This window comes from Pseudarthrobacter phenanthrenivorans, assembly GCF_036455295.1.
GTDB classification, from domain to species: Bacteria; Actinomycetota; Actinomycetes; order Actinomycetales; family Micrococcaceae; genus Arthrobacter; species Arthrobacter phenanthrenivorans_C.
Map to the genome: position 1 here is coordinate 177051 of NZ_JAYXNX010000006.1, position 25618 is coordinate 202668.

Here is a 25618-nt window from a genome sequence, read left to right on the forward strand (position 1 = left end):
TCCTATGGTTGGCGTTCGGTTGCCACGGAAGGCCTGACGCTGGGTGCCTCAGGCCTTCCGTGGGTTCTTACTTTTCACTTGCGTGAATCTTGGGGCTGCGCGGGGCGGCCGCCGCTTCGGGGAACGGCTAGGCGTCGATCACCATGTCGGTGCGCGCCGTGGAACAGCAGGGAAGGAACTTGCCGGCATCAATTTCCCGTTTGCGGATTCCGCCCTGGTGGTTCATGTCGATCTCCCCGGACAGCTTCACCACCTTGCAGGAGCCGCACATGCCCTCCTTGCAGTTGGCACCGATCCGGACACCCGCACGCTGCGCCACCCCGAGGATGTGCTCCTCCGGGTCGATCCGAACATTGATCCCGGTGCGCATGAAGGACAGCGTGAGGCTGCCGGTACCCACGGTGTTGAAGCTTGAGGCGTCGGGGGCCTGCGCCTCCGGGGCCGCAGCCTCCGTCCCCGCAGCCGGAGTGCCGGTGGCGGGGGCTTCCGGGATGGCGGCTTCCAGAGCCAGTCCGTTGGCCTGAAGGGTCCCATCGTCGTCATAGCCGGGCTCGTAGATCCCGAACGCTGCCGGCTGGCCTTCGAAGTAGTCCTCTGCGGACTCCGCGATTTCCTCGGCGATCTCCTCGGCGATATCCGCGGCCAGGGCGAGCTCGGCCTGGTATTCAAGGAGGGTCTGCCGGTCGCCGGAGAAGAACTCCATGTAAATGGACGTATCGTCGACGCCCACGTTCCTGAGCAGTTCAGTGGCGGTGTTCAGGTAACCCTCGGGTCCGCAGGCGTACACCTGCCGGCCATTGGCGTCGGGCGCCACCTCATCGATCATGGCTGAGGTCAGCCGTCCGCTGAAGCCTTCCCAGTCCTCGGGCCTGCCGCGGTCGCCCAGTGCGTAGAAGACCTTGACCCGCGTGTCCACGGAGGCGATGTAGGCCAGCTCCCGGTGGAAGGCAAAGCCGCCGGCTTCCGCGCCGTGGTAGAGCACCACGACGTCGGCGGTCCCCGGCAGGGAGTGGATGGTCCGCAGCATCGACATGATGGGGGTGATGCCGGCGCCGGCGGCCAGGAACAGGTACCGGGCGCGCCGGTCGGCGTCGGGCAGGTGGAAGGCCCCCACGGGTCCCAGCATGTCCAGGACGGTGCCGGGCCTGACGTTCTGGTGCACCCAGGGGGAAACCAGTCCGCCGGCGTCGCGCTTGACGGTGACGCTGAAGGTCCACGGTTCCGTGGGCGAACTGGACAGCGAGTAGCTGCGGTCCACCGGCTCCTGGTCGTCCCCGTTCACCGGGAAGGCGATGTTCACGTATTGGCCCGCGCGGAACGCCAGGGGCGCGCCGTCGCAGCGGCGGAACACGAACGTCATCATGCCGCCCGCTTCGGGAACCGTCTCGACGCATTCGGCCATGAACTCCTGCGGATGCCACGGGCCCAGGGCCTTGGCTGCACTGGCCGGTCCTTCGTGGCTGCCCATCACCCGGTTCCACGGCATTTCAAGGCCGCGGATGCGCTGTGGTTCCTGGACGGCCGTCTCAGAGAGGACCTCAATCATGCCAAGTGCTCCTGCACACGCTGGACGTACCAGTTGATAAAGGCCTCCACCTGGTATTCGCTCTTCATGTAGGGGCCGGGCTCGTAGGCGGGGCTGGCGGCGCCCTGCTGGCACAGCTCCACGAACGCCTTGTCCTGCAGGTTGGTCTGCTTCCAGGTGTAGGTGAGCTTGTCGAGGTCGTAGTCAACGCCTTCCTCGGCGTCGTCAGCCACCAGCCAGGTTGTGCGGACCAGGGACTGGTGCTCGTTGATGGGGAAGACGCCGAACGTGATGACGTGGTCGCCCAGGAAGTGGAACCAGCTGTTGGGCTGCAGGTGCATCGAGCAACGGCCCAGGCGGAAGTCTGGCAGGTCGCCGAGCAGCTTCTTGGAGAGCCGGCGGCCGTCGGCCGAGAACGATTCGCCTTCGCCGTCCAGGGATTCGCGGGAGATACGGATACCGGCAATGCGGGTATCGAGTTCCTCAACCACCTCGTAGGGCAGGCCGTAGCGGCGGCAGCGCTCCTCAAGGGAGGACTGTGCTTGCTTGTTGCGGTCCCAGACCTCTTCGAGGTGGGTCGGGATCAGCCCCTCGGTCAGGCCCCACGTGGGGAAGAGCGAGCAGGCCAGCTCCGGGTGTCCGTCGCAGTGGTAGCACTCACGGTTGTTTTCCATGACGAGCTTCCAGTTGCCTTCTTCGATGATGTTCTGCTGGTAGGCAATCTTCGTCTTGGACAGGTCGTGGGGTGCCAGGTAGGGCTCGAAGATCTTGGCGGTCTCGTCGAAGTCTGCGGGCGGAACGTCTGCGATGCAGACAAAGATGAGCCCGGCAACCTCGCGGCTGTGGGCGCGCTTGAGGGCAAAGCAGTTCTTGTCGAACTTCGCCTCGCCGGGGGCCGAGGCGTGGATCAGGTTGCCCTCGGGAGAGTAGGTCCAGGAGTGGTAGCCGCAGACCAGGTTTCCGGTGGAGCCGGCAGCTTCGGTCAGGACGCGTGCACCACGGTGGCGGCAGACGTTGTGCAGGACGTTGACGTCGCCCTCGTCGGTGCGCAGCACAATCAGGGAATAGGGGCCGTAGTCCACCGTGATGTAGTCGCCCGGCTCCGGCAGCTCGGCAACGCTGCCGGCAAAGATCCAGTGCTGGCCGAAGATGGCCTCCATGTCGAGCTTGAAGATCGTGGGGTCCGTGTAGAAGGGGGCGTCCAGCGAGTAGCCCGTGCGCCGCAGGGCGAACAGCTCGGTGATCTCAGCCAGCTGGTCGGCAGGCATTGTTGACGCGAGTTTTCCGCGTGCGCTGAGGGGCGCGTTCACTGAGGTAGTCATGTGTTTCCTCCCGAATAGGGCTGGGTAGTGAGCGAATTGGGGTGATTACGGAGCAGGCGGGGCAACAGGGGATGTCCACAACATCCGGGTCCCGAACGTGGGGAGGTCCATCGGGAACAGAAGCGATGACTCCAGCGAAATTCTGGAAGCACCTAACGCAACAGCGATCACCATATGCAACAGTGTGACTCCTGCCACGCCCGCTGTCAATCAATTTCAGATATGACGAAAAAGCATTACGTGGGGTGCCGCGACAGCGTGCGTTATAGCCCTCGCACGCGGGCTCCGGTCTGGAAAAGGCAGCGCAAAAACGGCGGCACACCGGGCTGCCGGTGTGCCGCCGTCGCGGGCTAGGTTGCGGAAGTGGTCGCCAGGCTAAGCGGGCGAACCTGCCAGCTCCCCCGCAGACTCCTGGGCCGCTGCCACTTGTCCCTGGTGCGGTTCGAAGCGGACGAACATGGCCTTGAACCCGGGGGTGTTGGACACCCTCGCAACGTTCTCCTTGTGGACCAGGGCGTTGGCCTCGGGGAAGTAGGCGGCCGCGCAGCCCTTGGCCGTGGGGTAGGCCACAAGGCGGAACTTGTCGGCCCTGCGGTCCACGCCCTGGAAGGTGCTGACCACGTCCACCAGCTCCCGGTCCTGGAAGCCGGACTCGGCCAGGTCTTCGGGATGGATCAGGATCACGCGGCGGCCGTCGGAGATCCCCCGGTAGCGGTCGTCCAGGCCGTAGAAGGTGGTGTTGTACTGATCGTGGCTGCGGATGGTCTGCAGCACCAGGTGCCCCGGCGGCGGTGTCAGGTACTCCAGCGGGCTGACGGTGAACCGGCCCCTTCCGATGTCCGTGGCGAAGGACCGGGTGTCGCGCGGCGGATTGGGCAGCACGAAGCCGTTCCTGGTCCGCACCCTGGCATTGAAGTCCTCAAACCCGGGCAGGACGCGGGCGATGTGGTCGCGGATCACGTCGTAGTCCTCCGCCATGCCCCGCCAGTCCACCGGGTGCTTCGGGCCGAACGTGGCCTCCGCCATCCGGGCCACGATCACAGGCTCGGCCAGCAGATGCTCCGAGACCGGGGCCAGGCGGCCCTGCGTGGAGTGGACCACGGACATGGAGTCCTCCACGGAGAGGAACTGGGCGCCTTTGGGGTGCTTGTCATCTTTGTCCGTGCGGCCCAGCGTGGGCAGGATCAAGGACGTGCGTCCGTGCACAATGTGGGAGCGGTTGGGCTTGGTGGAAATGTGCACGGTGAGTCCGATCCGCTGCATGCCCGCTTCGAGGGTTTCGGTGTCCGAGCAGGCGAGCGAGAAGTTGCCGCCCATCGACACGAACACGTCCACCTCGTCACGTTCGAAGGCCTCCATGGATTCGACTGCGTCATAGCCGTGGTGCCGCGGGGACGTGATGCCAAATTCGGCGTCGATAGCGGAGAGGAGCTTTTCGCTGGGTTTCTCCCAGATGCCCATGGTCCGGTCGCCCTGGACGTTGGAGTGGCCGCGGACAGGGCAGGCGCCCGCGCCCGGCTTGCCGAAGTTGCCCTGCAGCAGCAGGACGTTGACCATCTCCTTGATGGTGTCCACCGAGTGCGGTTGCTGGGTCACGCCCAGCGCCCAGCAGAAGATGGAGGCCTTGGATGTGATGAGCATGCCGGCAACCTTTTCGATCTGCTCGCGGGCCAGGCCCGTGGCGCGCTCCGTCTCATCCCAATCCAGGGTGGCGCGGGCGTCACGGTAGGCGTTGAACCCGTCCGTCTGGGCGGCAATGAAGGAATGGTCGACGACGGTCCCCGGGTTTTTCTCCTCGGCCTCCAGCAGCAGGTGGCCAAGGGCCTGGAACAATGCCAGGTCGCCGCCCACCTTGATCTGCAGGTATTCGTCCGCCAGCGGGGTGCCCCCACCCACCACACCGGACAGCGTCTGGGGGTCGCGGAAGTTGAACAGGCCGGCCTCGGGCAGCGGGTTCACGGCCACTACTTTGCCGCCCTTGTCCTTGCACTCCTTCAGCGCCGAGAGCATGCGCGGGTGGTTGGTGCCGGGGTTCTGCCCGACGACGAAGATCAGCTCGGCGTCGTGAATGTCATCCAGCGACACGGTGCCCTTGCCGATGCCGATGGTCGGGTTCAGCGCGGACCCCGAGGATTCGTGGCACATGTTGGAGCAGTCCGGCAGGTTGTTCGTCCCGATGGACCGTGCGAACAATTGATAAAGGAACGCGGTCTCGTTCGCGGTGCGTCCGGAGGTGTAGAACACGCAGCGGTCCGGGGTGGAAGCGCGGATGCGCTCCCCGATCAACTCGAACGCATCTGCCCAGGAGATCGGCGAATAGTGCGTCTCCCCTTCCCGGATGACCACCGGTTCGGCGAGGCGCCCCTGGTTGCCCAGCCAGTACTCGGTCTTCGTGGAAAGTTCAGCAATCGAGTGTGCGGCCCAGAAGTCGGCCCCCACGGTGCGCAGGGTGTTCTCTTCGGCCACTGCTTTGGCGCCGTTCTCGCAGAACTCGGCCGCTTTGCGCTTCTTGTCCGATTCGGGCCAGGCGCAGCCCGGGCAGTCGAACCCGCCGCGCTGGTTCAACCGCAGCAGGGACTGGGCCGTACGCGTCACGCCTGCCTGCGCCAGGGCGCGCTCCAGGGCCACCATCACGGCTTTGACCCCGGCGGCCTCGGTCTTTGGCTTATGGACTTCGAGGTTGTCCTCGTTGATGTCCGCGACGGGGGCGGGCTGCTTACCGAACTTCATTGTTCCAACTTCCTTTACGGCTCTGCTGTTTGATGGTCAGTGAAAAGCGCGCCGGGTTTCCCGGCGCGCTTTTCACTGGCGCATCAATGATTGCTGCAGGTTACTGCGGGACCTTTGCCAGGGTTTCCTGTTCGGCCGCGATGGTGGTGTTATCGCCGTGGCCGGTACGGACCACGGTGTCGGCCGGCAGGGTCAGCAGCCGTTCGCGGATGGAGGCCAGGATGGTGGGGTAGTCGCTGTAGGACCGCCCCGTCGCTCCCGGGCCGCCGTTGAACAGCGTGTCCCCGGTGAAGACCGTTCCTTCGCTGTCGAGGTAGAAGCAGGTGGATCCCGGCGAGTGGCCCGGGGTGTGGATCGCCCGCAGGGTTGCCCCGCCCACCTCGAAGGCGTCCCCGTCGGAGTGGTACCCGTCGGGTGTGGCGTCCGGGTAGACCTGCTCCCACAACACCAGGTCCTCCTGGTTCAGGAGGACGGGGGCGCCGAGAGCGCCGGCGACGTCGCGTGCGGCGCCGATGTGGTCGTTGTGTGCGTGGGTGAGCAGGATGGCCTTGACCTTGCGGCTGCGGACCTGGTTGATGATCGCGGCGGCGTCGTGGGGCGCGTCGATGATGACGCATTCCTCGTCGTTGCCCACGATCCAGACGTTGTTGTCCACGTCCCAGGTGCCGCCGTCGAGCGAGAACGTGCCCGAGGTAACCAGGTTCTCGATGCTGACCGCCATCAGATCTCCACCACGGAACGCAGGACCTTGCCCTCGTGCATCCTCTCGAAGGCTTCCTCCACCTGGTCGATGCTGATGCGTTCGGAGACGAAGGCGTCCAGGTCCAGGTTGCCCTGCTGGTAGTGCGAGACGAGCATGGGGAAGTCCCGGGAAGGCAGGCAGTCGCCGTACCAGGAGGACTTCAGCGACCCGCCGCGTCCAAAGACATCCAGCAGCGGCAGCTCCAGCGTCATTTCCGGCGTCGGCACACCCACCAGGACCACGCGGCCGGCAAGGTCCCTGGCATAGAACGCCTGCTTATAGGTTTCAGGACGGCCGACGGCGTCAATCACCACATCAGCGCCGTGGCCTCCGGTGAGGGCACGGATGGCCTCGACGGCGTCCTCCTGCCGGGAGTTCACGCCGTGGGTGGCGCCGAGGGATGTGGCCATCCCGATCTTGTTGTCATCGATGTCCACGGCGATGATCGTCGTCGCACCCGCCAGCTTCGCACCGGCGATCGCGGCGATGCCCACGCCGCCGCAGCCGATCACTGCCACGGACTCGCCGCGCTTGACCTCGCCGGTGTTGATCGCGGCACCGATGCCGGCCATGATGCCGCAGCCCAACAGGCCCACCGCGGCGGCGTCAGCCTCGGGGTCCACCTTGGTGCACTGCCCGGCGGCGACGAGCGTCTTCTCCGCAAAAGCGCCGATACCCAAAGCCGGGGAGAGGACCGTGCCGTCCTCAAGGGTCATCTTCTGGGTGGCGTTGTGGGTGTTGAAGCAGTACTGCGGCTGGCCCTTGGCGCAGGCCCGGCACTCGCCACACACCGCGCGCCAGTTCAGGATCACCCGGTCACCAGGGGCAACCGAGGTCACGTCCGGGCCCACAGCGGAGACCACCCCGGTGGCCTCGTGGCCCAGCAGGTACGGGAAATCCTCGCCGATGCCGCCCTGCTTATAGTGCAGGTCCGTGTGGCAGACACCGCAGGTCAGGATGTCCACCAGCGCCTCACCAGGGCCCGGATCCGGCACCAGGATAGTCTCCAGCGACACCGGAGCGTTCTTCTCCTTGACCACTACTGCTTGAACTTTATGAACCATGAGTCTGTGTTCCTTTCCGGGATCCGGCCGGATCCCGCGGGAGTCGGCACCAAGTGCCAATCTAGCTGACCTGCCCTCCCCGGGAACCACCTCCCCGGGTCGGCACACCAACGGAGCACCATCGAGTGGATTGCGTATCGCGCAACAGGATGCACATGAGGCTTCCCCACGAATATGGCAGGGAGCATACCGAGTGTCAATAGATATATCAGTTGCCGGGCAGGGAAAGACAAAGGGGTAGACCGGGCGGCCAGGGGCGCTGGGTCCACCCAGGCAGGGGCAGTAGGCTGGATGGCATGTCTTTTCAAGAACACCCTGCCGAGCGGCGCGAAGTGACCGTCCGCCGCGCGCCCAAGTACGTTCCGTTCCTCATAGTGGGCGCGCTGGTGGGTGTGGTGGCCGCTGCAATAGTGGCCTATGCGTTGCCGGGGGACGCCACCTTCGACCCGGGTTCAGTCTTCGGTTTCTTCATGGTGATGTTTGCCGCCGGCGGCGCCCTTTTGGGTGCCGCACTTGCGCTGGTCCTGGACCGCCGCAGCGTCAAACGGCAGGAACGGGCCGTAGTGGAGGCCGTTTCCGATTCCGGGCAGGACACTGATCCCCAGGCCTAGCGGCCTGCCGGCCGGAGGTCACAAACGGGCGGCGCAAAAGTCATACCCCATGTCGTGAGATAATCAACCAGTGGCACGCGGCGATGGAAAACTTTCCCATGATCTTCTCCCCGGCGAAAAAGGCCCGCAGGACGCTTGCGGCGTCTTCGGCGTCTGGGCCCCAGGCGAAGAAGTAGCAAAACTAACTTATTACGGGCTGTATGCACTGCAGCACCGTGGTCAGGAGTCGGCTGGCATAGCCACCAGCGACGGCAAACGGATCAACGTCTACAAAGACATGGGGCTCGTGTCCCAGGTCTTCGACGAGACCACCCTGAACACCCTCACGGGGCACCTGGCAGTTGGCCACTGCCGCTACTCCACCACGGGGGCAAGCCACTGGGCGAATGCCCAGCCCACCCTGGGCGCCACCGCCACGGGCACCGTGGCCCTGGCCCACAACGGCAACCTGACCAATACGGTCGAGCTCAACGCCATGATCACTGAGCGCAACGGCGGCAACCTGACCGGCGAGATGAAGCAGGGCAACACCTCCGACACTGCCCTGGTGACGGCACTGCTTGAGGGCGAGCCGGGCAAGACCCTGGAAGAGACCGCCACCGAACTGTTGCCCAAGATCAAGGGCGGGTTCTGCTTCGTCTTCATGGACGAAGGCACCCTCTACGCAGCGCGTGACACTTTCGGAATCCGGCCGTTGGTCCTGGGCCGGCTGGAGCGGGGCTGGGTAGTTGCTTCCGAGCAATCGGCCCTGGCCACCGTGGGCGCCAGCTTCATCCGCGAGATCGAGCCCGGCGAGTTCATCGCCATCGACGAGGAAGGCGTGCGGTCCAAGAAGTTCGCGGAGCCGACGCCGGCCGGCTGCGTCTTCGAGTACGTGTACCTTGCCCGCCCTGATGCCGCCATCGCCGGCCGTTCCGTGTACGAGTCCCGCGTGGAGATGGGCCGCCAGCTGGCCCGGGAAAACACGCAGGCCGCAGACATCGTCATTCCGGTTCCGGAATCAGGAACCCCCGCAGCGGTGGGCTACGCCGAGGAATCCGGCATCCCCTTCGCCCACGGCTTCGTCAAGAACTCCTATGTGGGCCGCACCTTCATCCAGCCCTCCCAGACCCTTCGCCAGCTGGGGATCAGACTCAAGCTGAATGCCCTTGAGTCCGTGATTCGCGGCAAGCGCGTTGTGGTAGTGGATGACTCGATCGTCCGCGGCAACACCCAGCGTGCGATTGTCCGCATGCTTCGGGAAGCCGGCGCCGCCGCCGTCCACGTCAAGATTTCCTCCCCGCCGGTCCAGTGGCCGTGCTTCTACGGCATCGACTTCGCCTCCCGCGCCGAACTGATCGCCAACGGCGCCACCATCGAGGAGATCTCCCAGGCCATCGGCGCCGACTCGCTGGCGTACATCTCCGAGGACGGCATGATCGGGGCAACCCGGCAGCCGCGCGAGCGCCTCTGCACTGCCTGCTTCACCGGCAAGTACCCCATCAAGCTTCCGGACGCCGACAAGCTGGGCAAGAACCTGCTGGAGCGCACCGACCTTGGTGGCCTGAAGCCTTCGCCGTCCGCGCTTCCCGGCGAAACGGCCGCCCTGGCCGTTGACGCCACCGTGGATCCGGCGGAGAAGGCCGGCGCCACGGGCTGCGATCCCGGCCCGGACTCGGAATTCGAGAACCTGCTGACCGAAGACGACCTCGTGCCCGACGTACACGCCGCCACCAGCGCCGACAAGAAGGACTCCGTATGACTTCCGCTAGCCCCGCCGCAGAGAACTCCGGCATCACCTACGCCTCCGCAGGCGTGGACGTTGAAGCCGGGGACCGCGCCGTCGAGCTCATGAAGGATGCCGTCAAGGCAACCCACAACTCCTCGGTGATCGGCGGGGTGGGCGGCTTCGCCGGCCTTTACGACGTTTCAAAGCTGCTGACCTACAAGAAGCCCCTGCTGGCAACTTCCACCGACGGTGTGGGCACCAAGGTTGCCATCGCACAGGCCATGGACATCCACGACACCATCGGGTTCGACCTTGTGGGCATGGTTGTCGACGACATCGTGGTAGTTGGCGCCGAACCGCTCTACATGACTGACTACATTGCCTGCGGCAAGGTGGTTCCGGAGCGCATCGCGGGAATCGTCCGCGGCATCGCCTCCGCCTGCTCCGTGGCGGGCACCGCCCTGGTGGGCGGCGAAACCGCTGAGCACCCCGGCCTGCTGGGCGAGCACGAATACGACGTTGCGGGCGCAGCCACCGGCGTGGTGGAAGCGGACGCCCTGCTCGGCCCGGACCGCGTCCGCGCCGGCGACGTCGTGATCGGCATGGCGTCGTCCGGTCTGCACTCCAACGGTTACTCGCTGGTCCGCCGCGTCATCAACCACGCCGGCTGGGCCCTGGACCGGCAGGTCTCCGAGCTCGGCCGCACCCTGGGCGAGGAACTCCTGGAACCGACCCGCGTCTACGCCGCCGACTGCCTGGACCTGGCCCGGACCTTCCCGGTCAGCGCCGGCGCCGCCGTCCACGGCTTCAGCCACGTCACCGGCGGCGGCCTGGCCGCGAACCTTGCCCGCGTCCTGCCGCAGGGCCTGGTGGCCACGGTTGACCGCGCCACCTGGGAACTGCCCGCCATCTTCAAGCTCGTATCCGAACTGGGCAACGTTCCCCTGGCGGACCTCGAGCGCACGCTGAACCTGGGCGTCGGAATGGTGGCCATCGTGTCCCCAGAAGCCGCCGATGCCGCCGTGGCACGTCTGAATGACCGCGGCCTGCCCTCCTGGATCATGGGTACGGTTGCCGAAGATTCCGACTCCATCGTGAAGTCCGGCCCCGACTACGTGCAGGGCGCCAAGGGTGTGGACGGCGGCGCCGTCCGCCTGGTCAACGCCTACGCCTAGTCAGCCAACTGGAGGCTCCCCACTGTCACCGGTGGGGAGCCTCCACTTTTAAGCAAAAACCTGTCTTTAGGCAGAAACCTGGATGAGGTTCAGGACCCCGCCCTGCGGATCCTCAATGGTGGCCAGGGAACCTTCCGCTGCTGGCTCATCCGGCTCCACCAGGACCTCGCCGCCTGCCTCCCGGGCGGCCGCTGCCGCCGCCCCCACCCCTGCCACGCCAAAGTAGATCTGCCAGTCCGCCTCGTCGCCCGGGTCCGCAGGAACGACGCCGGCCACCTCGTTGCCGCCGATGAGCAGGGTACTGTAGCTGCCGCCGTCGTCCTGGGGGTATTCGGTGACCTCATGCCCGAAAAGCTGCTGGAAGAAGCCGACGGCGGCCTGCGGCTCGGGCGTGAAGAGCTCCGCCCAGGCCAGCGCGCCCGGCTCGTTGAAGAGGTGGCTGCCGAAGTGGGTGCCGGCCTCCCAGATGCCCGTGGTCCCACCGCCTGGCGGAGAAAGGAAGCCAAGGACGCCGGTGTCGCCCACCTGCTCCGGCCCGAACTGTGCGGTTCCCCCGGCGTGCCGTGCCTCTTCGAGAAGGCCACGGGCGTCCTTGGCGGCGAAATAGACATTCCATTTCGCTGCTGTGCCTGCCTGCAGCTGCAGGGGGCTTTGCGGGGCAATCGTGGCCACGAGCTGCCCGTGGGCAAACGCCTGCGCGTAGCTGCGGCCATCCGGGGTGGGAAAGTCCTGGTAGGTCCAGCCGAAGATCCGGCCGTAGAAGTCTTTGGCGGCGGCAACATCCGGGGTCTGCAGGTCTGCCCAGCAGGGCTCGCCGTTGGCGTAGGTTGTGCGAACAGTCATCCGGTCAGGTTACCAACGCGATGCGCCGGCCAACACGGAAAGCCCGCTGCCGCACCGGTAATCCGGGCGTCAGCGGGCTCCGCAAAGTAAGCGGTCATCCGAAAACGGGTGGCAAGAGGAGATTCCGCACATTCCCTGCATCCGCGTAAGGGTTCCCGGCGGAATCAGTATGTGCAGTGGCGCCACAGCAGCCGGGCCTGGGACCACGGCAGGCTTGCGACAACTAGCCGATGCGACGGTTGTCTACCTCGTCGTCATCGTCATCCAAATCATCCGCGTACTTGTCCACATAAGCCGAATAGTCCGGTTCAACCGGCTCATTCGAGTAATGGCTCGTTGACCGACTGCCTGGGCCTGTCAGCTCGCGCTGAAGTGCCGAGTAGTCAGTGTTCGGGGAGTAGTACTTAATATCCCGAGCCTGCTTGGTAGCTTTTGCCTTTTGACGGCCGCGCCCCATGGCGTGACCCCCTTTTGTACTTGGACCGGAGGTGGTCACCTTGGCGATCGGTGAGGCCCCGGAATGTTTGGTCAATTTGTCGTACACCTAGATTACATGCTTTCGGCGGGCCCCGCTCGCCGCCGATCGGCCACGAGCGGCCTGTGGGGTACCATGACGCACCTCCTCCCGCGGGATTCCGGCATTTTTCTTCGGTAGAGTCACTTAACAACTGCAGATTTTGCCTGGCCGCCGGCGGGCCGTGGAACCAAAACCAGGAGGATGCGCACCAGTGAACCACCAGGACATCCCGCCCAAGCCCGCCTCCCCGCCCAACACCGGAAGCCTGCCAAGAATCCAGACCGGCGGCCCTTTTTCGGCACCCGCCCCTGAATCAGTCACGTGGTCCCAACAGCACCATGATCCTGCACCGGATCAGCATGCCAACAGGAAGCCGGCTTTGTGGAGGGCGTTCCTCATCGTCGTCATCGTGGCCGTTGCAGGCTCCCTGGCATGGCTTGCCCTCTGGCTGAATTCTTCTCCCGGCGGCGACACGGAGAAGAACCAGGCGCCAGCCGTGCTGCAGACTGCAGCGACGCCGCCCGCCACCCCCCAGCCACTCCCCCGCGACGGGATCGCGCCGGCGGCCTACGCTGTAGGCGACTGCTTCAAGGATTTCGATCCACAGGCGCTGGCCTCCACCGTGGTTGCCTGCGACACCGGCCACTCCGCGCAGCTCGTGGCCACCCTCCGCTATCCGGACAGCACTGCGTACCCGGGATCCGATGCCCTCAAGGCCAAGGCCCTGGAGGTATGCCAGGCGGCCAGGCTCGGACCCGCCGCAAAGCAGTTCCAACTCAACTACCAGCGCAGCTACCCCAGCTCCACCAGTTGGCAATCGGGCGACCGCAGGGTGGACTGCTACGTCACGGCCGACGGCGGCAACGTCATTAACGCGAGCGTGCTGCCCTGACGGTCAACCCGCCGGGACAGCACGCCCACCAGGCTGCGCCCGCCTGTTAGCCTTTCCGCCGCACCGACAGCCCGGAGCTCGGGGCGCCGGTCAGCGTGTCCACGTTATCGCTGGTGAGTTCGCCGAAGTCCGGCGCCGTGTCCACCAGGACGGTGTCGCCGTCGCTGATCTCGCCCGCAAGGATCGCTTTGGCCAGCCGGTCCCCAATCTCGCGCTGCACCAGGCGGCGCAGCGGCCGGGCACCGTAGGCAGGGTCGTAGCCGGACAGCGCCAGCCACGCCTTGGCGCCGTCGGTGACGTCCAGGGTGAGCCGCCGCTCATGCAGCCGCCGCCCCAGTTCCGCCACGTGCAGGTCCACAATGTGCGCCAGCTCCTCCACCGTGAGGGCGTCGAACAGCACCACCTCGTCGAGCCGGTTCAGGAACTCCGGCTTGAAGGAGGCGTTCACGGTTGCCATGACGGCGTTTCGCTTGGCTTCGGGATCCATGGTCTGGTCCACCAGGAACTGGCTGCCCAGGTTGGAGGTGAGCACCAGGATCACGTTGCGGAAGTCCACGGTGCGGCCCTGGCCGTCGGTGAGGCGGCCGTCATCGAGCACCTGCAGGAGGATGTCGAACACCTCAGGGTGCGCCTTTTCCACCTCGTCGAGCAGCACCACGGAGTACGGACGCCGACGGACGGCCTCGGTCAGCTGGCCGCCTTCCTCGTAGCCGACGTATCCCGGAGGCGCCCCGACCAGCCGGGCGACGCTGTGCTTCTCGCCGTACTCGGACATGTCGATGCGCACCATGGCGCGTTCGTCGTCGAACAGGAAGTCCGCCAGGGCCTTGGCCAGCTCGGTCTTGCCGACGCCGGTGGGCCCGAGGAACAGGAAGGATCCGGTGGGGCGGTTGGGGTCGCTGATACCCGCGCGGGCACGCCGGACGGCATCCGACACCGCGGTCACGGCCTTGGACTGGCCAATCAAGCGGGTTCCCAGCTCCTCTTCCATGTGCAGCAGCTTCTGGCTTTCGCCCTGCAGCATGCGGCCGGCGGGGATGCCGGTCCAGGCGGAGATGACCTCGGCGATGTCTTCCGCGGTTACTTCCTCGGCCACCATCTGGGCGGACTTATCAGTCACCGCGGCCTCGGCCTCGGCAGCGGCATTCAGCTCCCGCTCAAGGGCCGGAATTTCGCCGTAAAGGATCCGGGAAGCTGTTTCCAGGTCACCCTCACGCTGGGCCTTGTCAGCGGCGGAGCGGAGCTCGTCGAGCTTCGCCTTCAGGTCGCCCACCCGGTTGAGGCCGGCCTTCTCGGCTTCCCACCTGGCGTTCAGGGCGGAAAGCTCTTCTTCCTTGTCCGCCTTGTCGGCCCGCAGTGCGGCGAGGCGCTCCACGGACGCGGGATCCGATTCGCCGGCCAGCGCCAGTTCCTCCATGGTGAGCCGGTCCACCTGGCGCCGCAGCTGGTCGATTTCCTCCGGGGCGGAGTCGATCTCCATCCGCAGGCGGGACGCGGCCTCGTCCACAAGGTCGATGGCCTTGTCCGGCAGCTGGCGGCCCGAAATGTAGCGGTTGGACAGGGTGGCGGCCGCCACCAGGGCTGAGTCGGCGATGGACACCTTGTGGTGCGCTTCGTACCGTTCCTTCAGGCCGCGGAGGATGCCGATGGTGTCCTCCACGCTGGGTTCGCCGACGTAAACCTGCTGGAAGCGGCGTTCCAGCGCCGCGTCCTTTTCTATGTTTTCGCGGTACTCGTCCAGGGTGGTGGCACCGATCAGCCGCAACTCGCCGCGTGCCAGCATGGGCTTGAGCATGTTGCCGGCGTCCATGGAGGAGTCGCCGGTGGCACCGGCCCCCACCACCGTGTGGATCTCGTCAATGAAGGTGACGATCTGGCCCTCGGAGCCCTTGATCTCTTCGAGGACCGCCTTCAGGCGCTCCTCGAATTCACCGCGGTATTTGGCGCCCGCCACCATGGAGCCCAGGTCCAGGGAGATCAGGGTCTTGCCGCGCAGGCTCTCCGGGACGTCCTGGGCCACCATCCGCTGGGCCAGGCCTTCCACGACGGCGGTCTTGCCCACACCGGGCTCGCCGATGAGAACCGGGTTGTTCTTGGTACGCCGGGACAGGACCTGGACTACGCGCCGGATCTCCGAGTCACGGCCGATCACGGGGTCCAGCTTGCCGGCGCGGGCCATGGCAGTAAGGTCCGTGCCGTACTTCTCCAGCGCCTGGAAGGTGTTTTCCGGGTCCGGGCTGTCCACTTTGCGGTCGTTGCGGATGCCGGGAAGGGCAGCAAGGAGGGCTTCCCGGGAGGCGCCGGCGTCGCGCAGCGCGCGTGCCGCGGCGTCATTGCCGGCGGACAGGCCCACCAAGAGCACCTCGGTGGAGACAAAGCTGTCACCCAGGCGGTCAGCTTCCTCCTTGGCATGCTGGATCGCCTGCAGTGCGGGCCGGGACAGCTGCGCCTGCTGGCTGGAGCCCCCCGAGGTGGCGGGCAGGGCCTTGATGGCGCTGCTGGCCTGGACGCTGACGGAATCGGGATCCGCGCCGGCGGCGCGGAGGAGCGCAACGGCCACGCCCTCCCGCTGGTCCATCAGCGCTTTGAGGAGGTGGGCAGGTTCCACCTGGGGGTTGCCGGCTGTTGAGGCATTCATTGCCGCGGCCGAAAGAGCCTCCTGGCTCTTGGTGGTGAATTTGATGTCCAAAGAGAGCTCCTTTCGGGGGCTTGTTGACTAAGTTGAGTCTACTACGCTCAACTTTGGACGGCGAGGTCCACTTGCCATGTTTGCCCACGGCGAAACAGCTGTCCAGAGCCGGAGGTCCCCCGCGCGCAGGGCAGCGCCGCGGGGCGTTACGTCCCGTACACGGCCACGGCAGCGGCCTTGACCACGAAATGCACCGTCATGCCAGGGACAAGTCCCAGGTCCGCGGAGGCAGCGGGCGTGATGTCTGCCGCGAGGCTGCCGGCACGGACGCGGACCTGGTCCCCGTGCGGCTCCAGGTCCGTGATGGTGACGGTGAACGAGTTCCGCGGACTGCCGTGTGCGTCATCCAGGAACACGGAAACGGCCGACGGCGGGAAGACGGCGACGCCTCGACCGCCTGGCGTGCACAACAGCGCTGGTTCCCCGGAACCACCGGGCTCCTCTCCATGGCCGGCGATTTGCAGGCCCTCTTCGGTGCGCACGCCGGCCCCCTGCAGCGTTCCGGGAACGAAGTTCAGTCCGGCGAGGCCGGCGGCGAAGGAGCTGCGAGGCCGCTCCAGCACCTCCCGGGTGGGGCCTTCCTCGGCGATCCTGCCGTTTTCCAGGATGACCACCCGGTCCGCGAGGATCAGCGCGTCCAGGACGTCGTGCGTGACGATGATGGCCTGCCGCCCGGCAAGGATCCGTTTGAAGAGGCGGCGCAGCAGCGGAGCGGAGTGGATGTCCAGCGCGGCCAGCGGTTCATCGAGCAGCAGCAGAGCGGGATCGGCAGCAAGCGCCCGGGCCACGGCAACGCGCTGGGCCTGGCCGCCGGAGAGCTCGGCAGGGCGGCGGAGGGCGAGGTCTTCGGCCTCCACCTCGCGGAGCCAGCGCAGGGCCTGCTGCTTCGCCTCCCGTTTAGGCACTCCCGCGCTGCGGGGGCCAAAGGCGACGTTGTCCTCGGCGCTGAGGTGCGGAAAAAGCAGGGGTTCCTGGGCGAGAAGGGCGGTGCCCCGGGCATGGGGCGGCGTCCAGGTGCACTTTCCGCCGTCGAGGTCGAACAGGGTTTTGCCGTTGAGTTCGGCGCGGCCGCCGTCCGGACGCAGCAGGCCGGAGATGCCGGACAAGAGCGTGGACTTCCCGGCACCGTTGGGGCCCATCACGGCCACGGTTTCGCCCGGCCGGACGGTCAGTGCCACGTCGAAACCACGCGCGGGCACGGCTGCGTGGAACGAAAGCGTCACGGGACGTCCGCTCCTGCCGGTGCGGCCGCCGTCGTCCGTGATGCCGGGGCAGGACGGACCAGGGCGGGGCGCCGGTACGCGAGGGCCACCACTGCGACGGCCACGGCCACCAGCACCAGGGACAGGGCGACGGCGGCATCAGGGTCCGTCTCCCGCTGGAGGTAGATCTCCAGCGGCAGGGTCCGGGTGACCCCCTGCAGGCTCCCGGCGAACGTCAGCGTGGCACCGAACTCGCCCAGGCTCCGGGCGAACGACAGGACGGCGCCCGACGCAAGGCCCGGCAGGACGAGCGGCAGCGTGACGCGCCGGAAGACGGTGCCCGGACGGGCACCCAGGGTGGCTGCCACTGCCTCGTACCGCGAGCCTGAGGTCCGCAGCGCGCCTTCGAGGCTCACCACCAGGAAGGGCAGCGCCACGAATGTCTGCGCAAGGACAACCGCCGTGGTGGAGAAAGCGATCTGCAGGCCAAGTACATCCAGCGTCTTCCCCAGCAGACCCTGCCGGCCGAACGTGTACAGCAGTGCGATCCCGCCCACGACCGGGGGAAGAACCAGGGGCAGGAGCACCAGGGACCGCAGCAGGCCCTGCAGGCGGAACGTATCCCGGGCCAGGACCAGCGCCAGCGGGACGCCCAGCACCACGCACAGCAGGGTGCTGGCCGCCGCGGTCCGCAGGCTCAGGCCGAGCGCCGTCAGCGACGGCTCCGACGTCACCAGCGGAACGAAGTGCCCCCAATCCACCTTCAGCACCATGGCCAGCAGCGGAAGCACGACGACGACGGCCGCCAGGACGGCAAGGACGCGGACCCAGCCGGGGATGCCGGAGTACGCCGGTGCCGGGGTGCGTGTCTGTACCGCCCGCTGCGCGGCCACCCCTTTCCCTGTCATTTGCCGCTTCCGCCGGCGGTGGCGGGCGGCCCGAATCCTGCTGCGGCGAGGACCTTCTGGCCCTCCGGGCCCGTGACCATGTTGATGAAGGCCTGTGCCGTGGCCCGGTTCCGGCCGTCGGCCACGCCAACAATCGGATAGGTGTTGACCGCGCTGCCCGCTTCGGGGAACTGGATGCCTGCAACCCTGGACCCGGCGCCCTTGATGTCCGTGCCATAGACCAGCCCGGCGTCGGCCTCCCCGGAGATGACCTTGCCCAGGACGTCGGTGACCGCGTTTTCCTCGCTGACGGGATTCAGCGTGACACCCGCCGCGCCGGCCGCCTTGGCTGCGGCGGCCCCGCAGGGGACCTGCCTGGCGCAGATGACCAGCCTGGTGCCCGGCCGGGCCAGGTCCTTCAGCGATTGGATACCGGACGGGTTGCCAGGCGGTACTGCGATGGCCAGGGTGTTGGTGGCGAAGTCTTTCGGCGCGCCGTCCGCGAGGCGCGCGTCTTCCACCTTCTGCATGTTGGCGGCGTCTGCCGAGGCAAAAACGTCCGCAGGGGCGCCCTGGCTGATCTGGCCGGCAAGGTCCGAGGACCCCGCGAAGCTCAACGTGACAGTGGTTCCCGGATTCTCGGCTTCGAAGCTCCGGGCAAGCTGGGTGAAGGTTGCTTTGAGGGAGGCGGCAGCGAAGACGGTGATGGTGCCGCCCGGCGTGGAGCCGGCGCCGGCATTCGGGGCGCCCGTATTCGGGGAGCCGGCGTCCGCGGCACACCCGCTGAGTGCCGCCGGAAGGACGAGGCCCAAGGCAAGCATGGCGGCGGCAAACCGCGGCTTCAGGATGGAAACATGCCGGCTCATGCGGTAGCCCTGCCCTTCGGGGACTCGATGATGACGGTGGTTGCCTTGACTACGGCGGTGGCCACGGAGCCCGGCTCAAGGCCCAGCTCGCGCACAGCCTCGCTGCTCATCAGCGAAACCACCCGGAAGGGCCCGCACTGCAGTTCCACCTGCGCCATGACTTTGTCCGTGATGACATTGGTTACCAGCCCCACGAACCTGTTCCGGGCGGAACTGCCGCCGCTTTTCGGATCATCGGGAAGCTGGGCCAGTTTCTGTGCGTGGGCGGCAAGCTCCAGGCCGTCGACGGCGAGCCGCCCGCTGGGGTCACGGAGCGGTGTGAGCGTTCCGTGCTCTGTCCAGCGGCGCACCGTATCGTCGCTGACACCCAGGAACCGGGCGGCTTCGGAAACGCGGATAAGGGCCATGAGCTGATCCTAGTCCGCAGATGCGGCAGCGGGAACTGCATTGAGACGCACATGGAGGTGGGCCACGCCTGCGGATAGCCGCCCGGCGAAAAGACCGACGGCACTAGACTCCTTCCATGGCCATCTACATCGACCCGCCACTGTGGCCTGCACACGGAACGCACTTTTCGCACCTCGTCTCGGATGCGTCGCTGGACGAGCTGCACATGTTCGCCGCCGCAGCGGGGATCCCCGAAAGGGCGTTCGACGGCGACCATTACGATGTGCCGGAACGCCGCTTTGACGATCTCGTGGCCGCCGGCGCGGTCTCCGTGGAGGCACGGGTGCTGGTCCGCAAGCTCATTGCCAGTGGCCTGCGGATCCCGGCCCGCCGGCGGAACAAGTCACTGAAGGTGCCCCTGCTGAACCGCTGGGAGGCCATCATGCCCGGCCACGACGCGCTCTTCCTGGACCTGCTGGACCGGTGGAGCGAACCCCACCGCCACTACCACGGGAGCACCCACCTGCTCTCCGTGCTGGAGGCGCTGGACCTGCTGGCCGAGCCAAATGAGCCACCGCGCACCGTCCTGCTGGCGGCCTGGTTCCACGACGCCGTGTACCGCGGCGCAGCCGGCCGCGACGAGGAGGAATCGGCCCGGCTTGCAGAAGTACGCCTCACCGACGCCGGCCTGCCGGAGGCAGAAGTGGCGGAAACGGCGCGGCTGGTGCGTCTCACCTCGGACCACCGCCCCGCACCGGGCGACCACGACGGCGCGCTCCTGTGCGACGCGGACCTTTCAATCCTTGGCACCGGGCCGGACGAGTACGCCCGCTACGTAGCCGCCGTGCGGAAAGACTACGCCCACATCGGTGACGCCGACTTCGCAGCCGGCCGCACCGCCGTCGTTTGCCACCTGCTGGAACTGGACCCGCTGTTCCACCACCGGCGCGCCCGGGAACTGTGGCTGGACGCCGCGCAGCGCAACCTAAACGGCGAGCTTGCCTGAACGCCTGCGGCTGCGTGGCCGACGTGCCTAGCGGTACGTCCTGACGGGGTAGGTCCTGGCAAACGGCGTATTGCTGGGCACGATCTGCTTGCCGAGCGGCATCAGGGACACCGGGATGAGCTTGAGGTTGGCGATGGCCAACGGGATGCCAACGATCGTCACAGCCATGGCGAACGCTGTCACCACGTGCCCGATCGCGATCCAGATCCCGGCCACCAGCAGCCAGATCACGTTGCCCAGCAGCGAAAAGACCCCCGTGCCGCCGGGCTTGTCCACCACCATCCGGCCGAACGGCCACAGGGTGTAGGCGGCGATGCGGAACGAGGCGATGCCCCACGGAAAGGTGACGATCAGCAGGCAGCACACCACGCCCGCCAGGAAATAGCCCAGTGCGAGCCACAGGCCGCCGAAAACCAGCCAGATGATGTTCAGGAGTGTCTTCATGCACCCATTCTGCCCCTACCCCTCCGACAAAAAGGTGGGGGACTCCCCTGATCCTGCCCTGAAACTGCTCCCCTGCACTGCGTAGGGGCGGCAGGCGCCCCTAGACTGTGGCGGCCGCTTTGGCGGCGTTCACGAAGGCACGGATCTTTGCCGGGTCCTTCACGCCGCGGGACGCTTCAACGCCGGAGGAAACATCCACTCCCCAGGCGTGCGCGGCCATCGACGCGTGGCCCACGTTTGCGGCGTCCAGGCCGCCGGCGAGCAGCCAATGCCGCCCCTGGAGCACGGGCAGGGCCGCAACGGAGGCGTAATCCCAGGACTCCCCCGAGCCCGGCACCGCGGCATCAATCAGGAGCATGTCCTCGCCCCAGTCCTCGAACTCATCCTGGGCGGCACCCATGGTGATGGCCCTGACCAGCTTCATGCCGGCGTCGTGCACTGTTGCCACGTCACCCCGGGACCGCGTGCCATGCAGCTGGATCCAGTGCAGCCCCGCAGCGCGGGCAATGGCGATGGCGTCAGCCACGGGCTCGTCGCGGAACACCCCGATCCGGGAGACGTCCCCGGGGACTGCCGCCAGCAGGGAGGCCGCCTGCGACGGCGAGACAACGCGGGGGCTGGCGGTGAGGACAAACCCCACGGCGTCCGCCCCGGCATCCACGGCTTCGCGCACCGACTCGGGCGTGCTGAGACCACACACTTTGACGAACATTCCCGGCTCCTTCAGGCTGTTTTCGCGTTGACCCCCCGCAGGAGAGTAGCAGGGACTCGGCCCAACTGCGACGCCGGCCACATGGGGAACTAGGCTGGGCTGATGCAGATCATCCGCTTCGCAGAGCTCAAGGCCGAACCGTGGCGCAACGGCGGCGGCGTGACCCGGGAAATCGCACGCCAGGAATCCGAAGACGGTGGCTGGGACTGGCGGGTGAGCATCGCGGACGTGGCGAAGGCGGGTGACTTCTCCGTCTTCCCCGGCATGGAACGCGTGCTGACGGTCATCGAAGGGGAACTGCTGGTCCTCACCGTGGACGGCGCCGGGCACGCGATGGAAAAGTACCGCCCGTTCCGGTTTGATGGCGGCGCTGCCACTTCGGCGGAGCTGCCTACCGGGGACATCAGGGACCTCAACGTCATTACCCGCGCGGCCGCCTGCAAGGGCTTCACCTCCATCATCGAGCTGTCCAAAAAGCGCGCCCACCCGCTTTTCGAAGGGCAGCTGGGGGTGCTGCTGCAGGGGCAGGCCGTGGTCAGCGAAGCCGGCGCGGAGCCGGTGGATCTGGGCCGGTATGACGCAGTGACCGGCTCGGACGAGGACTCCCCCGAGATCCTGGGCCGCGGCTTCCTGGCCGTCGTGTCGGTCGATCCGGTCCAATCCGCGCCCTAGCCCTCAGCGGGTGGTGAGGTTCGGCACCAACGCTGGCAGCCCGCCGCCGCGCCTTGCTATTTTGGAATCCAAGGCTCCGCACCCGAGCCTCCGGACGACGGTTCAGTACCCGGCACGCGACAAGACTGGCCAAAGGAACCGGTCATGTCGTGGTTAATCCTCATTCTTTCGGGAGCCCTCGAGGCCGTGTGGGCAGCCGCCCTGCACCGGGCCTTCCAGGCCTCCGGACGCCAGCGCCTCGCTCCTGCCGCCCTGTTCCTCGCCGCCGTTGCGGCAAGCACGGGCGGCCTTGCCGTCGCAATGCGGTCAATTCCCACAGGGACCGCATACGCGGTGTGGGTGGGCGTGGGCGTTGTGCTCACCTCGGCCTACGCCATGGCCACCAGGGTGGAACGCCCGACGGCGGCGCGGCTGTTCCTGTTGTCCGGCATCGCCGCGTGCGTGGTGGGCCTGAAGGTGGTGGCGTGATGGCACCGCGCACCCTTCCGTGGCTGGTGCTGTTGGCATCCGCTGTCCTGGAGGCCGTCTGGGCCACGGCCCTGGGCCTGTCCGACGGTTTGAGCAGGCCGCTGCCCACCGCCGTCTTCGCCGTCACCGCCACCCTCAGCATGCTGGGGCTGGGCATGGCCATCCGCAGGATTCCCCTGGGCACCGCCTACGCCATCTGGGTGGGCGTCGGCGCCGCGCTGACCGTGGGCTGGGCCATGGCCACCGGGGTGGAACCTTTCAGCACCGTCAAACTGTTGTTCATCGCGGGCATAGTGGGCTGCGCGGCGGGACTCAAGGCACTGCCGGCCGGAGATAACGCTCCGGCTGCGCGCAGCAGTGACTAGGCTTTTGCCATGGACTCCCCCGAGATCACGCAGGCAGTGGATGCCCTGCGCCACCGGTTGGCGCCCGGGACGCGCGTGATCATTGGCATTGCCGGCGCGCCGGGGTCCGGAAAGTCCACCTTCGCCGCCTGGCTGCAGGAACAGTTCAGCCCCGGGATTTCCGTGGTGGTACCGATGGACGGGTTCCACCTGGGCAACGCAATAATTGACGGCACCCCGCTGCGGCAGCGCAAAGGAGCCATCGATACGTTCGACGGCGGTGGCTACCTTTCGCTGCTGCGCCGCCTGGTGCGCCGGGACGAGGACGTGGTGTACGCGCCGGAGTTCCGCCGCACCATTGATGAGCCCGTAGCCGCCTCCATCGCCGTCCCCGCCGACGTTCCGCTGGTAATCACCGAGGGCAACTACCTGCTGGCGGAGCAGGGGCCATGGAAGGAAGTGCGGGCCCAGCTGGACGAGGTATGGTTCCTGGAAACGCCGCCTGCGCTCCGGCTGCAGAGGCTGGTGGACCGGCATGTGTCGTTCGGGATGGACCGGGAAGCAGCGGTCGCCTGGGCGAACGGACCGGATGAGGCAAATGCCCGGTTGATCCAGGCCACCCGCCCGGCCGCCCACCGCATCATCCCCTGGCTGTAATTCTCAAAGCAGGAAACGACACAGGAGCACCCATGGCAAACGCACCCACGGACCGCAACGGCACCGGACCCGGCAGCACCGTCCAGCTCGGCGACGGATTCGCCGTCAGCCGCCTCGGCTTCGGCGGCATGGCCCTCACCCCCGTTTACGGCGAGGTGGATCCCGCCGAAGCACTGCGCACACTGCACCACGCGGTTGACGCCGGCGTCAGCTTCATCGACACAGCGGACATTTACGGCGGCGGCAGCAATGAGGAGCTGATCTCCCAGTTGCTCAAGGAACGGCGGGACGAGGTCCAGCTCGCCACCAAGTTCGCGCTGGTAGGAACCCCAACAGACGGTTACACGGACATCCGCGGCGACGCCGGGTACGTCCGCCAGGCCGTGGAACGGAGCCTGCAGCGGCTGGGAACCGAGGTGATCGACCTCTACTACATGCACCGCCGGGACGTCCGCGTGCCCATCGAGGAAACCGTGGGCGCCATGGCCGAGCTGGTGAACCAGGGAAAGGTCAAGCACCTTGGCCTGTCCGAGGTGACGGCGCAGGAACTGCAGGACGCGTCGGCGGTCCACCCGATCGCCGCCGTCCAGAGCGAATGGTCCATCTGGAGCCGGGACGTGGAACGCAACGTGGTACCCGCCGCAGCCGCACTGGGCGTGGGCTTCGTCCCCTACTCCCCGCTGGGCCGCGGTTTCCTCACGGGCACCGTTGACACGGCAAGCCTTGGCGCCAAGGACTTCCGCCGGAACATCCCGCGCTTCGCCCCCGACGCCGCCAGCGCCAACCAGGCCGTTGTGGATGCCGTCAGGTCCGTCGCGGACCAGCTCAACGCCACGCCGGCGCAGGTCGCCCTCGCCTGGCTGTTCGCCCAGGGCAGCCGACTCGGCCTGCCGGTCGTCCCCATCCCGGGCACGCGCAAGGCCGCCCGCATCGACGAGAACCTCGGCGCGCTGGCCCTGGACCTCACCCCCGCCCACCTGGAGGTCCTGGATGCGGCCTCGGACGCCGTCGTCGGATCCCGCTCCGCGAACCCCACGTGGGTGTCTGAAGGACGGGAATAAGCGCCTTCCCCACGCCCGGCAGTTTCCACCCCAACCCAAGGAGCACCATGCCTGCCATCGTCCACTTCGAAGTCCAGATCGATCCGGCCCGCCGCGACGACGCCGCCAAGTACCTCTCCGAAACCCTTGCCGCCACCCGGGCATGGCCCGGCAACCAGGGCATCGAAGCGCTGGTTGATGACGCGGACCCCTGCCACATCCTGGTGGTGGAAACCTGGGCAACCACGCAGGACCACGACGACTACGCGGCGTGGCGGAAGACGCCGGAAGGCAAAAGCGGGCTCCATGAGATCCTCGCCGCCCCGCCGTCCAAGCAGGTGTACTCGACCACCATGCCGCTCGACCTGCAGCCCTCCCGGGACTGAAGCCCATGGACTCACTTCTTTACGACCTGCCGGCACTCACCGTCCGCAGCATCTCCGTCAGCCAGATGGACAACAACGTGTACCTGCTGACCGCCAAGGAAAGCGGCGCGCAGGTGCTCATCGATGCCGCCGACGACCCTGCCGCCATCAGGCAGCTGCTGGCCGACGGCGCCGCGGACACCAGTGCCAAGGCACACCTGGCCCTGATCGCCACTACGCACCAGCACTGGGACCACGTGCGGGCACTGAAGGAGCTGGTGGAGGCAACTTCCGCTCCAACCGCCGCCGGGGCTGACGACGCCGATGCGTTGCCTGTTCCGGTGGAGCGGCCGCTTGGGCACGGGGACAAGGTAGCCGTGGACGGCTTTGAGCTGGTGGCCGTGCACCTGCGCGGCCACACCCCCGGCTCCATCGCCTTTGTCTACGAGGACCCGGAAGGCCCCCCGCACATCTTCTCCGGGGACTCGCTGTTCCCCGGCGGGGTGGGCAATACGCAGAAGGATCCGGAGCGGTTCAACCAGCTCCTGTCCGACGTCACCGGGCGGTTGTTCGACGTTTACCCGGACACCGCGGTGGTGCATCCCGGCCACGGCAAGCCCACCACTCTGGGGGCCGAGCGGCCGCACCTTGACGAATGGCGGGCCCGAGGCTGGTAGGAGGGCCTTAAACGCATCGAGTGCTCCGCAGTTGTCGTTTAGACGCGTCATAACGACAACTGCGGAGCACTCG

Annotated in this window: 26 protein-coding genes and 1 riboswitch; of the genes, 12 read left to right on the forward strand and 14 right to left on the reverse strand. The window is 67.0% G+C overall.

Annotation, left to right across the window (positions count from 1 at the left end; genetic code table 11):
* Positions 1–127: 127 nt before the first annotated feature.
* From VXJ37_RS10235 to VXJ37_RS10255, 5 genes are all read right to left on the reverse strand, one after another.
* Positions 128–1546, reverse strand: a complete 1419-nt coding sequence (locus VXJ37_RS10235; protein ID WP_331322929.1) for a ferredoxin reductase — start codon at positions 1544–1546, stop codon at positions 128–130.
* Entirely contained in the window at positions 1543–2847 is a 1305-nt protein-coding gene (locus VXJ37_RS10240) for an aromatic ring-hydroxylating oxygenase subunit alpha (protein ID WP_331322930.1), read from the reverse strand. The genes VXJ37_RS10235 and VXJ37_RS10240 overlap by 4 nt, the downstream gene beginning before the upstream one ends.
* A 375-nt stretch (positions 2848–3222) precedes the next feature.
* Positions 3223–5577 (reverse strand): FdhF/YdeP family oxidoreductase, encoded by a 2355-nt coding sequence (locus VXJ37_RS10245; protein WP_331322931.1) that lies wholly within the window; start codon positions 5575–5577, stop codon positions 3223–3225.
* Positions 5578–5677: 100 nt separating this feature from the next.
* Entirely contained in the window at positions 5678–6298 is a 621-nt protein-coding gene (locus tag VXJ37_RS10250; RefSeq protein WP_331322932.1) for an MBL fold metallo-hydrolase, read from the reverse strand.
* Positions 6298–7383 (reverse strand): S-(hydroxymethyl)mycothiol dehydrogenase, encoded by a 1086-nt coding sequence (locus tag VXJ37_RS10255; protein ID WP_331322933.1) that lies wholly within the window; start codon positions 7381–7383, stop codon positions 6298–6300. Before VXJ37_RS10255 ends, VXJ37_RS10250 begins: the two co-directional genes overlap by 1 nt.
* Positions 7384–7679: 296 nt before the next feature.
* On the opposite strand from VXJ37_RS10255, the gene VXJ37_RS10260 reads away from it, so the two are divergent.
* The 3 genes from VXJ37_RS10260 to purM all read left to right on the forward strand — a co-directional run bounded on the left by VXJ37_RS10260 (position 7680) and on the right by purM (position 10877).
* Complete coding sequence (locus tag VXJ37_RS10260) at positions 7680–7994, forward strand: hypothetical protein (protein ID WP_331322934.1); 315 nt, start codon at positions 7680–7682, stop codon at positions 7992–7994.
* 70 nt (positions 7995–8064) lie between these two features.
* Positions 8065–9735 (forward strand): amidophosphoribosyltransferase, encoded by a 1671-nt coding sequence (gene purF, locus VXJ37_RS10265; RefSeq protein WP_331322935.1) that lies wholly within the window; start codon positions 8065–8067, stop codon positions 9733–9735.
* On the forward strand, positions 9732–10877 hold the full coding sequence (gene purM / locus VXJ37_RS10270; RefSeq protein ID WP_331322936.1) for a phosphoribosylformylglycinamidine cyclo-ligase: 1146 nt from the start codon (positions 9732–9734) through the stop codon (positions 10875–10877). The genes purF and purM overlap by 4 nt, the downstream gene beginning before the upstream one ends.
* A 66-nt stretch (positions 10878–10943) precedes the next feature.
* Here the strand turns inward: purM and VXJ37_RS10275 are convergent, their stop codons facing one another.
* A complete protein-coding gene (locus VXJ37_RS10275; protein ID WP_331322937.1) occupies positions 10944–11720 on the reverse strand; it encodes a VOC family protein in 777 nt (258 codons plus the stop codon).
* Between the two features lie 223 nt (positions 11721–11943).
* The gene (locus tag VXJ37_RS10280) at positions 11944–12177 is read right to left on the reverse strand and encodes a DUF3073 domain-containing protein (RefSeq protein WP_018772127.1); all 234 of its coding nucleotides are present in this window, start codon (positions 12175–12177) and stop codon (positions 11944–11946) included.
* 271 nt (positions 12178–12448) lie between these two features.
* Here VXJ37_RS10280 and VXJ37_RS10285 point away from each other — a divergent pair, with 271 nt between their 5' ends.
* Positions 12449–13129, forward strand: coding sequence for a septum formation family protein (locus VXJ37_RS10285; RefSeq protein ID WP_331322938.1), 681 nt, complete (start codon positions 12449–12451; stop codon positions 13127–13129).
* A 46-nt stretch (positions 13130–13175) separates the two neighbouring features.
* On the opposite strand, the gene clpB is transcribed toward VXJ37_RS10285, so the two are convergent.
* The 5 genes from clpB to VXJ37_RS10310 form a co-directional block, all read right to left on the reverse strand.
* Complete coding sequence (gene clpB, locus VXJ37_RS10290; RefSeq protein WP_331322939.1) at positions 13176–15818, reverse strand: ATP-dependent chaperone ClpB; 2643 nt, start codon at positions 15816–15818, stop codon at positions 13176–13178.
* 146 nt (positions 15819–15964) lie between these two features.
* Entirely contained in the window at positions 15965–17041 is a 1077-nt protein-coding gene (locus tag VXJ37_RS10295) for a sulfate/molybdate ABC transporter ATP-binding protein (RefSeq protein WP_331322940.1), read from the reverse strand.
* A complete protein-coding gene (locus tag VXJ37_RS10300; protein ID WP_331322941.1) occupies positions 17038–17928 on the reverse strand; it encodes an ABC transporter permease in 891 nt (296 codons plus the stop codon). The genes VXJ37_RS10295 and VXJ37_RS10300 overlap by 4 nt, the downstream gene beginning before the upstream one ends.
* A complete protein-coding gene (gene modA, locus VXJ37_RS10305; RefSeq protein ID WP_331322942.1) occupies positions 17925–18773 on the reverse strand; it encodes a molybdate ABC transporter substrate-binding protein in 849 nt (282 codons plus the stop codon). Before modA ends, VXJ37_RS10300 begins: the two co-directional genes overlap by 4 nt.
* Positions 18770–19180: a TOBE domain-containing protein gene (locus VXJ37_RS10310; RefSeq protein WP_331322943.1), complete on the reverse strand. Its 411-nt coding sequence runs from the start codon at positions 19178–19180 to the stop codon at positions 18770–18772. Before VXJ37_RS10310 ends, modA begins: the two co-directional genes overlap by 4 nt.
* Before the next feature lie 116 nt (positions 19181–19296).
* Between VXJ37_RS10310 and VXJ37_RS10315 the strand changes: the two genes are divergently transcribed.
* Positions 19297–20166, forward strand: a complete 870-nt coding sequence (locus tag VXJ37_RS10315; RefSeq protein ID WP_331322944.1) for a DUF4031 domain-containing protein — start codon at positions 19297–19299, stop codon at positions 20164–20166.
* Between the two features lie 27 nt (positions 20167–20193).
* Here VXJ37_RS10315 and VXJ37_RS10320 read toward each other — a convergent pair whose 3' ends face one another.
* Complete coding sequence (locus VXJ37_RS10320) at positions 20194–20610, reverse strand: YccF domain-containing protein (protein ID WP_331322945.1); 417 nt, start codon at positions 20608–20610, stop codon at positions 20194–20196.
* 100 nt (positions 20611–20710) lie between these two features.
* Complete coding sequence (locus VXJ37_RS10325) at positions 20711–21322, reverse strand: phosphoribosylanthranilate isomerase (protein WP_331322946.1); 612 nt, start codon at positions 21320–21322, stop codon at positions 20711–20713.
* 102 nt (positions 21323–21424) lie between these two features.
* On the opposite strand from VXJ37_RS10325, the gene VXJ37_RS10330 reads away from it, so the two are divergent.
* From VXJ37_RS10330 to VXJ37_RS10360, 7 genes are all read left to right on the forward strand, one after another.
* On the forward strand, positions 21425–21994 hold the full coding sequence (locus VXJ37_RS10330; protein WP_331322947.1) for a HutD/Ves family protein: 570 nt from the start codon (positions 21425–21427) through the stop codon (positions 21992–21994).
* Between the two features lie 68 nt (positions 21995–22062).
* Positions 22063–22128: riboswitch (guanidine-III (ykkC-III) riboswitch) on the forward strand.
* A gap of 10 nt (positions 22129–22138) precedes the next feature.
* Positions 22139–22462, forward strand: coding sequence for a DMT family transporter (locus VXJ37_RS10335; RefSeq protein WP_331322948.1), 324 nt, complete (start codon positions 22139–22141; stop codon positions 22460–22462).
* A complete protein-coding gene (locus VXJ37_RS10340) occupies positions 22462–22827 on the forward strand; it encodes a DMT family transporter (RefSeq protein ID WP_331322949.1) in 366 nt (121 codons plus the stop codon). Before VXJ37_RS10335 ends, VXJ37_RS10340 begins: the two co-directional genes overlap by 1 nt.
* A 9-nt stretch (positions 22828–22836) precedes the next feature.
* Positions 22837–23463, forward strand: coding sequence for a nucleoside/nucleotide kinase family protein (locus VXJ37_RS10345; protein ID WP_331322950.1), 627 nt, complete (start codon positions 22837–22839; stop codon positions 23461–23463).
* A gap of 32 nt (positions 23464–23495) precedes the next feature.
* Entirely contained in the window at positions 23496–24524 is a 1029-nt protein-coding gene (locus VXJ37_RS10350) for an aldo/keto reductase (RefSeq protein ID WP_331322951.1), read from the forward strand.
* 47 nt (positions 24525–24571) lie between these two features.
* Positions 24572–24889 (forward strand): putative quinol monooxygenase, encoded by a 318-nt coding sequence (locus tag VXJ37_RS10355; protein WP_331322952.1) that lies wholly within the window; start codon positions 24572–24574, stop codon positions 24887–24889.
* Positions 24890–24894: 5 nt separating this feature from the next.
* Complete coding sequence (locus tag VXJ37_RS10360; protein WP_331322953.1) at positions 24895–25545, forward strand: MBL fold metallo-hydrolase; 651 nt, start codon at positions 24895–24897, stop codon at positions 25543–25545.
* Positions 25546–25618: the final 73 nt, after the last annotated feature.

What these genes read in the sequence shown, in the direction of transcription:
- VXJ37_RS10235 (WP_331322929.1), bottom strand. Translation starts at nt 1,546, where the DNA reads ATGATTGAGGTCCTCTCTGAGACGGCCGTCCAGGAACCACAGCGCATC.
- VXJ37_RS10240 (WP_331322930.1), bottom strand. Translation starts at nt 2,847, where the DNA reads ATGACTACCTCAGTGAACGCGCCCCTCAGCGCACGCGGAAAACTCGCG.
- VXJ37_RS10245 (WP_331322931.1), bottom strand. Translation starts at nt 5,577, where the DNA reads ATGAAGTTCGGTAAGCAGCCCGCCCCCGTCGCGGACATCAACGAGGAC.
- VXJ37_RS10250 (WP_331322932.1), bottom strand. Translation starts at nt 6,298, where the DNA reads ATGGCGGTCAGCATCGAGAACCTGGTTACCTCGGGCACGTTCTCGCTC.
- VXJ37_RS10255 (WP_331322933.1), bottom strand. Translation starts at nt 7,383, where the DNA reads ATGGTTCATAAAGTTCAAGCAGTAGTGGTCAAGGAGAAGAACGCTCCG.
- VXJ37_RS10260 (WP_331322934.1), top strand. Translation starts at nt 7,680, where the DNA reads ATGTCTTTTCAAGAACACCCTGCCGAGCGGCGCGAAGTGACCGTCCGC.
- purM (WP_331322936.1), top strand. Translation starts at nt 9,732, where the DNA reads ATGACTTCCGCTAGCCCCGCCGCAGAGAACTCCGGCATCACCTACGCC.
- VXJ37_RS10275 (WP_331322937.1), bottom strand. Translation starts at nt 11,720, where the DNA reads ATGACTGTTCGCACAACCTACGCCAACGGCGAGCCCTGCTGGGCAGAC.
- VXJ37_RS10280 (WP_018772127.1), bottom strand. Translation starts at nt 12,177, where the DNA reads ATGGGGCGCGGCCGTCAAAAGGCAAAAGCTACCAAGCAGGCTCGGGAT.
- VXJ37_RS10300 (WP_331322941.1), bottom strand. Translation starts at nt 17,928, where the DNA reads ATGACAGGGAAAGGGGTGGCCGCGCAGCGGGCGGTACAGACACGCACC.
- modA (WP_331322942.1), bottom strand. Translation starts at nt 18,773, where the DNA reads ATGAGCCGGCATGTTTCCATCCTGAAGCCGCGGTTTGCCGCCGCCATG.
- VXJ37_RS10310 (WP_331322943.1), bottom strand. Translation starts at nt 19,180, where the DNA reads ATGGCCCTTATCCGCGTTTCCGAAGCCGCCCGGTTCCTGGGTGTCAGC.
- VXJ37_RS10315 (WP_331322944.1), top strand. Translation starts at nt 19,297, where the DNA reads ATGGCCATCTACATCGACCCGCCACTGTGGCCTGCACACGGAACGCAC.
- VXJ37_RS10320 (WP_331322945.1), bottom strand. Translation starts at nt 20,610, where the DNA reads ATGAAGACACTCCTGAACATCATCTGGCTGGTTTTCGGCGGCCTGTGG.
- VXJ37_RS10325 (WP_331322946.1), bottom strand. Translation starts at nt 21,322, where the DNA reads ATGTTCGTCAAAGTGTGTGGTCTCAGCACGCCCGAGTCGGTGCGCGAA.
- VXJ37_RS10330 (WP_331322947.1), top strand. Translation starts at nt 21,425, where the DNA reads ATGCAGATCATCCGCTTCGCAGAGCTCAAGGCCGAACCGTGGCGCAAC.
- VXJ37_RS10335 (WP_331322948.1), top strand. Translation starts at nt 22,139, where the DNA reads ATGTCGTGGTTAATCCTCATTCTTTCGGGAGCCCTCGAGGCCGTGTGG.
- VXJ37_RS10340 (WP_331322949.1), top strand. Translation starts at nt 22,462, where the DNA reads ATGGCACCGCGCACCCTTCCGTGGCTGGTGCTGTTGGCATCCGCTGTC.
- VXJ37_RS10345 (WP_331322950.1), top strand. Translation starts at nt 22,837, where the DNA reads ATGGACTCCCCCGAGATCACGCAGGCAGTGGATGCCCTGCGCCACCGG.
- VXJ37_RS10350 (WP_331322951.1), top strand. Translation starts at nt 23,496, where the DNA reads ATGGCAAACGCACCCACGGACCGCAACGGCACCGGACCCGGCAGCACC.
- VXJ37_RS10355 (WP_331322952.1), top strand. Translation starts at nt 24,572, where the DNA reads ATGCCTGCCATCGTCCACTTCGAAGTCCAGATCGATCCGGCCCGCCGC.
- VXJ37_RS10360 (WP_331322953.1), top strand. Translation starts at nt 24,895, where the DNA reads ATGGACTCACTTCTTTACGACCTGCCGGCACTCACCGTCCGCAGCATC.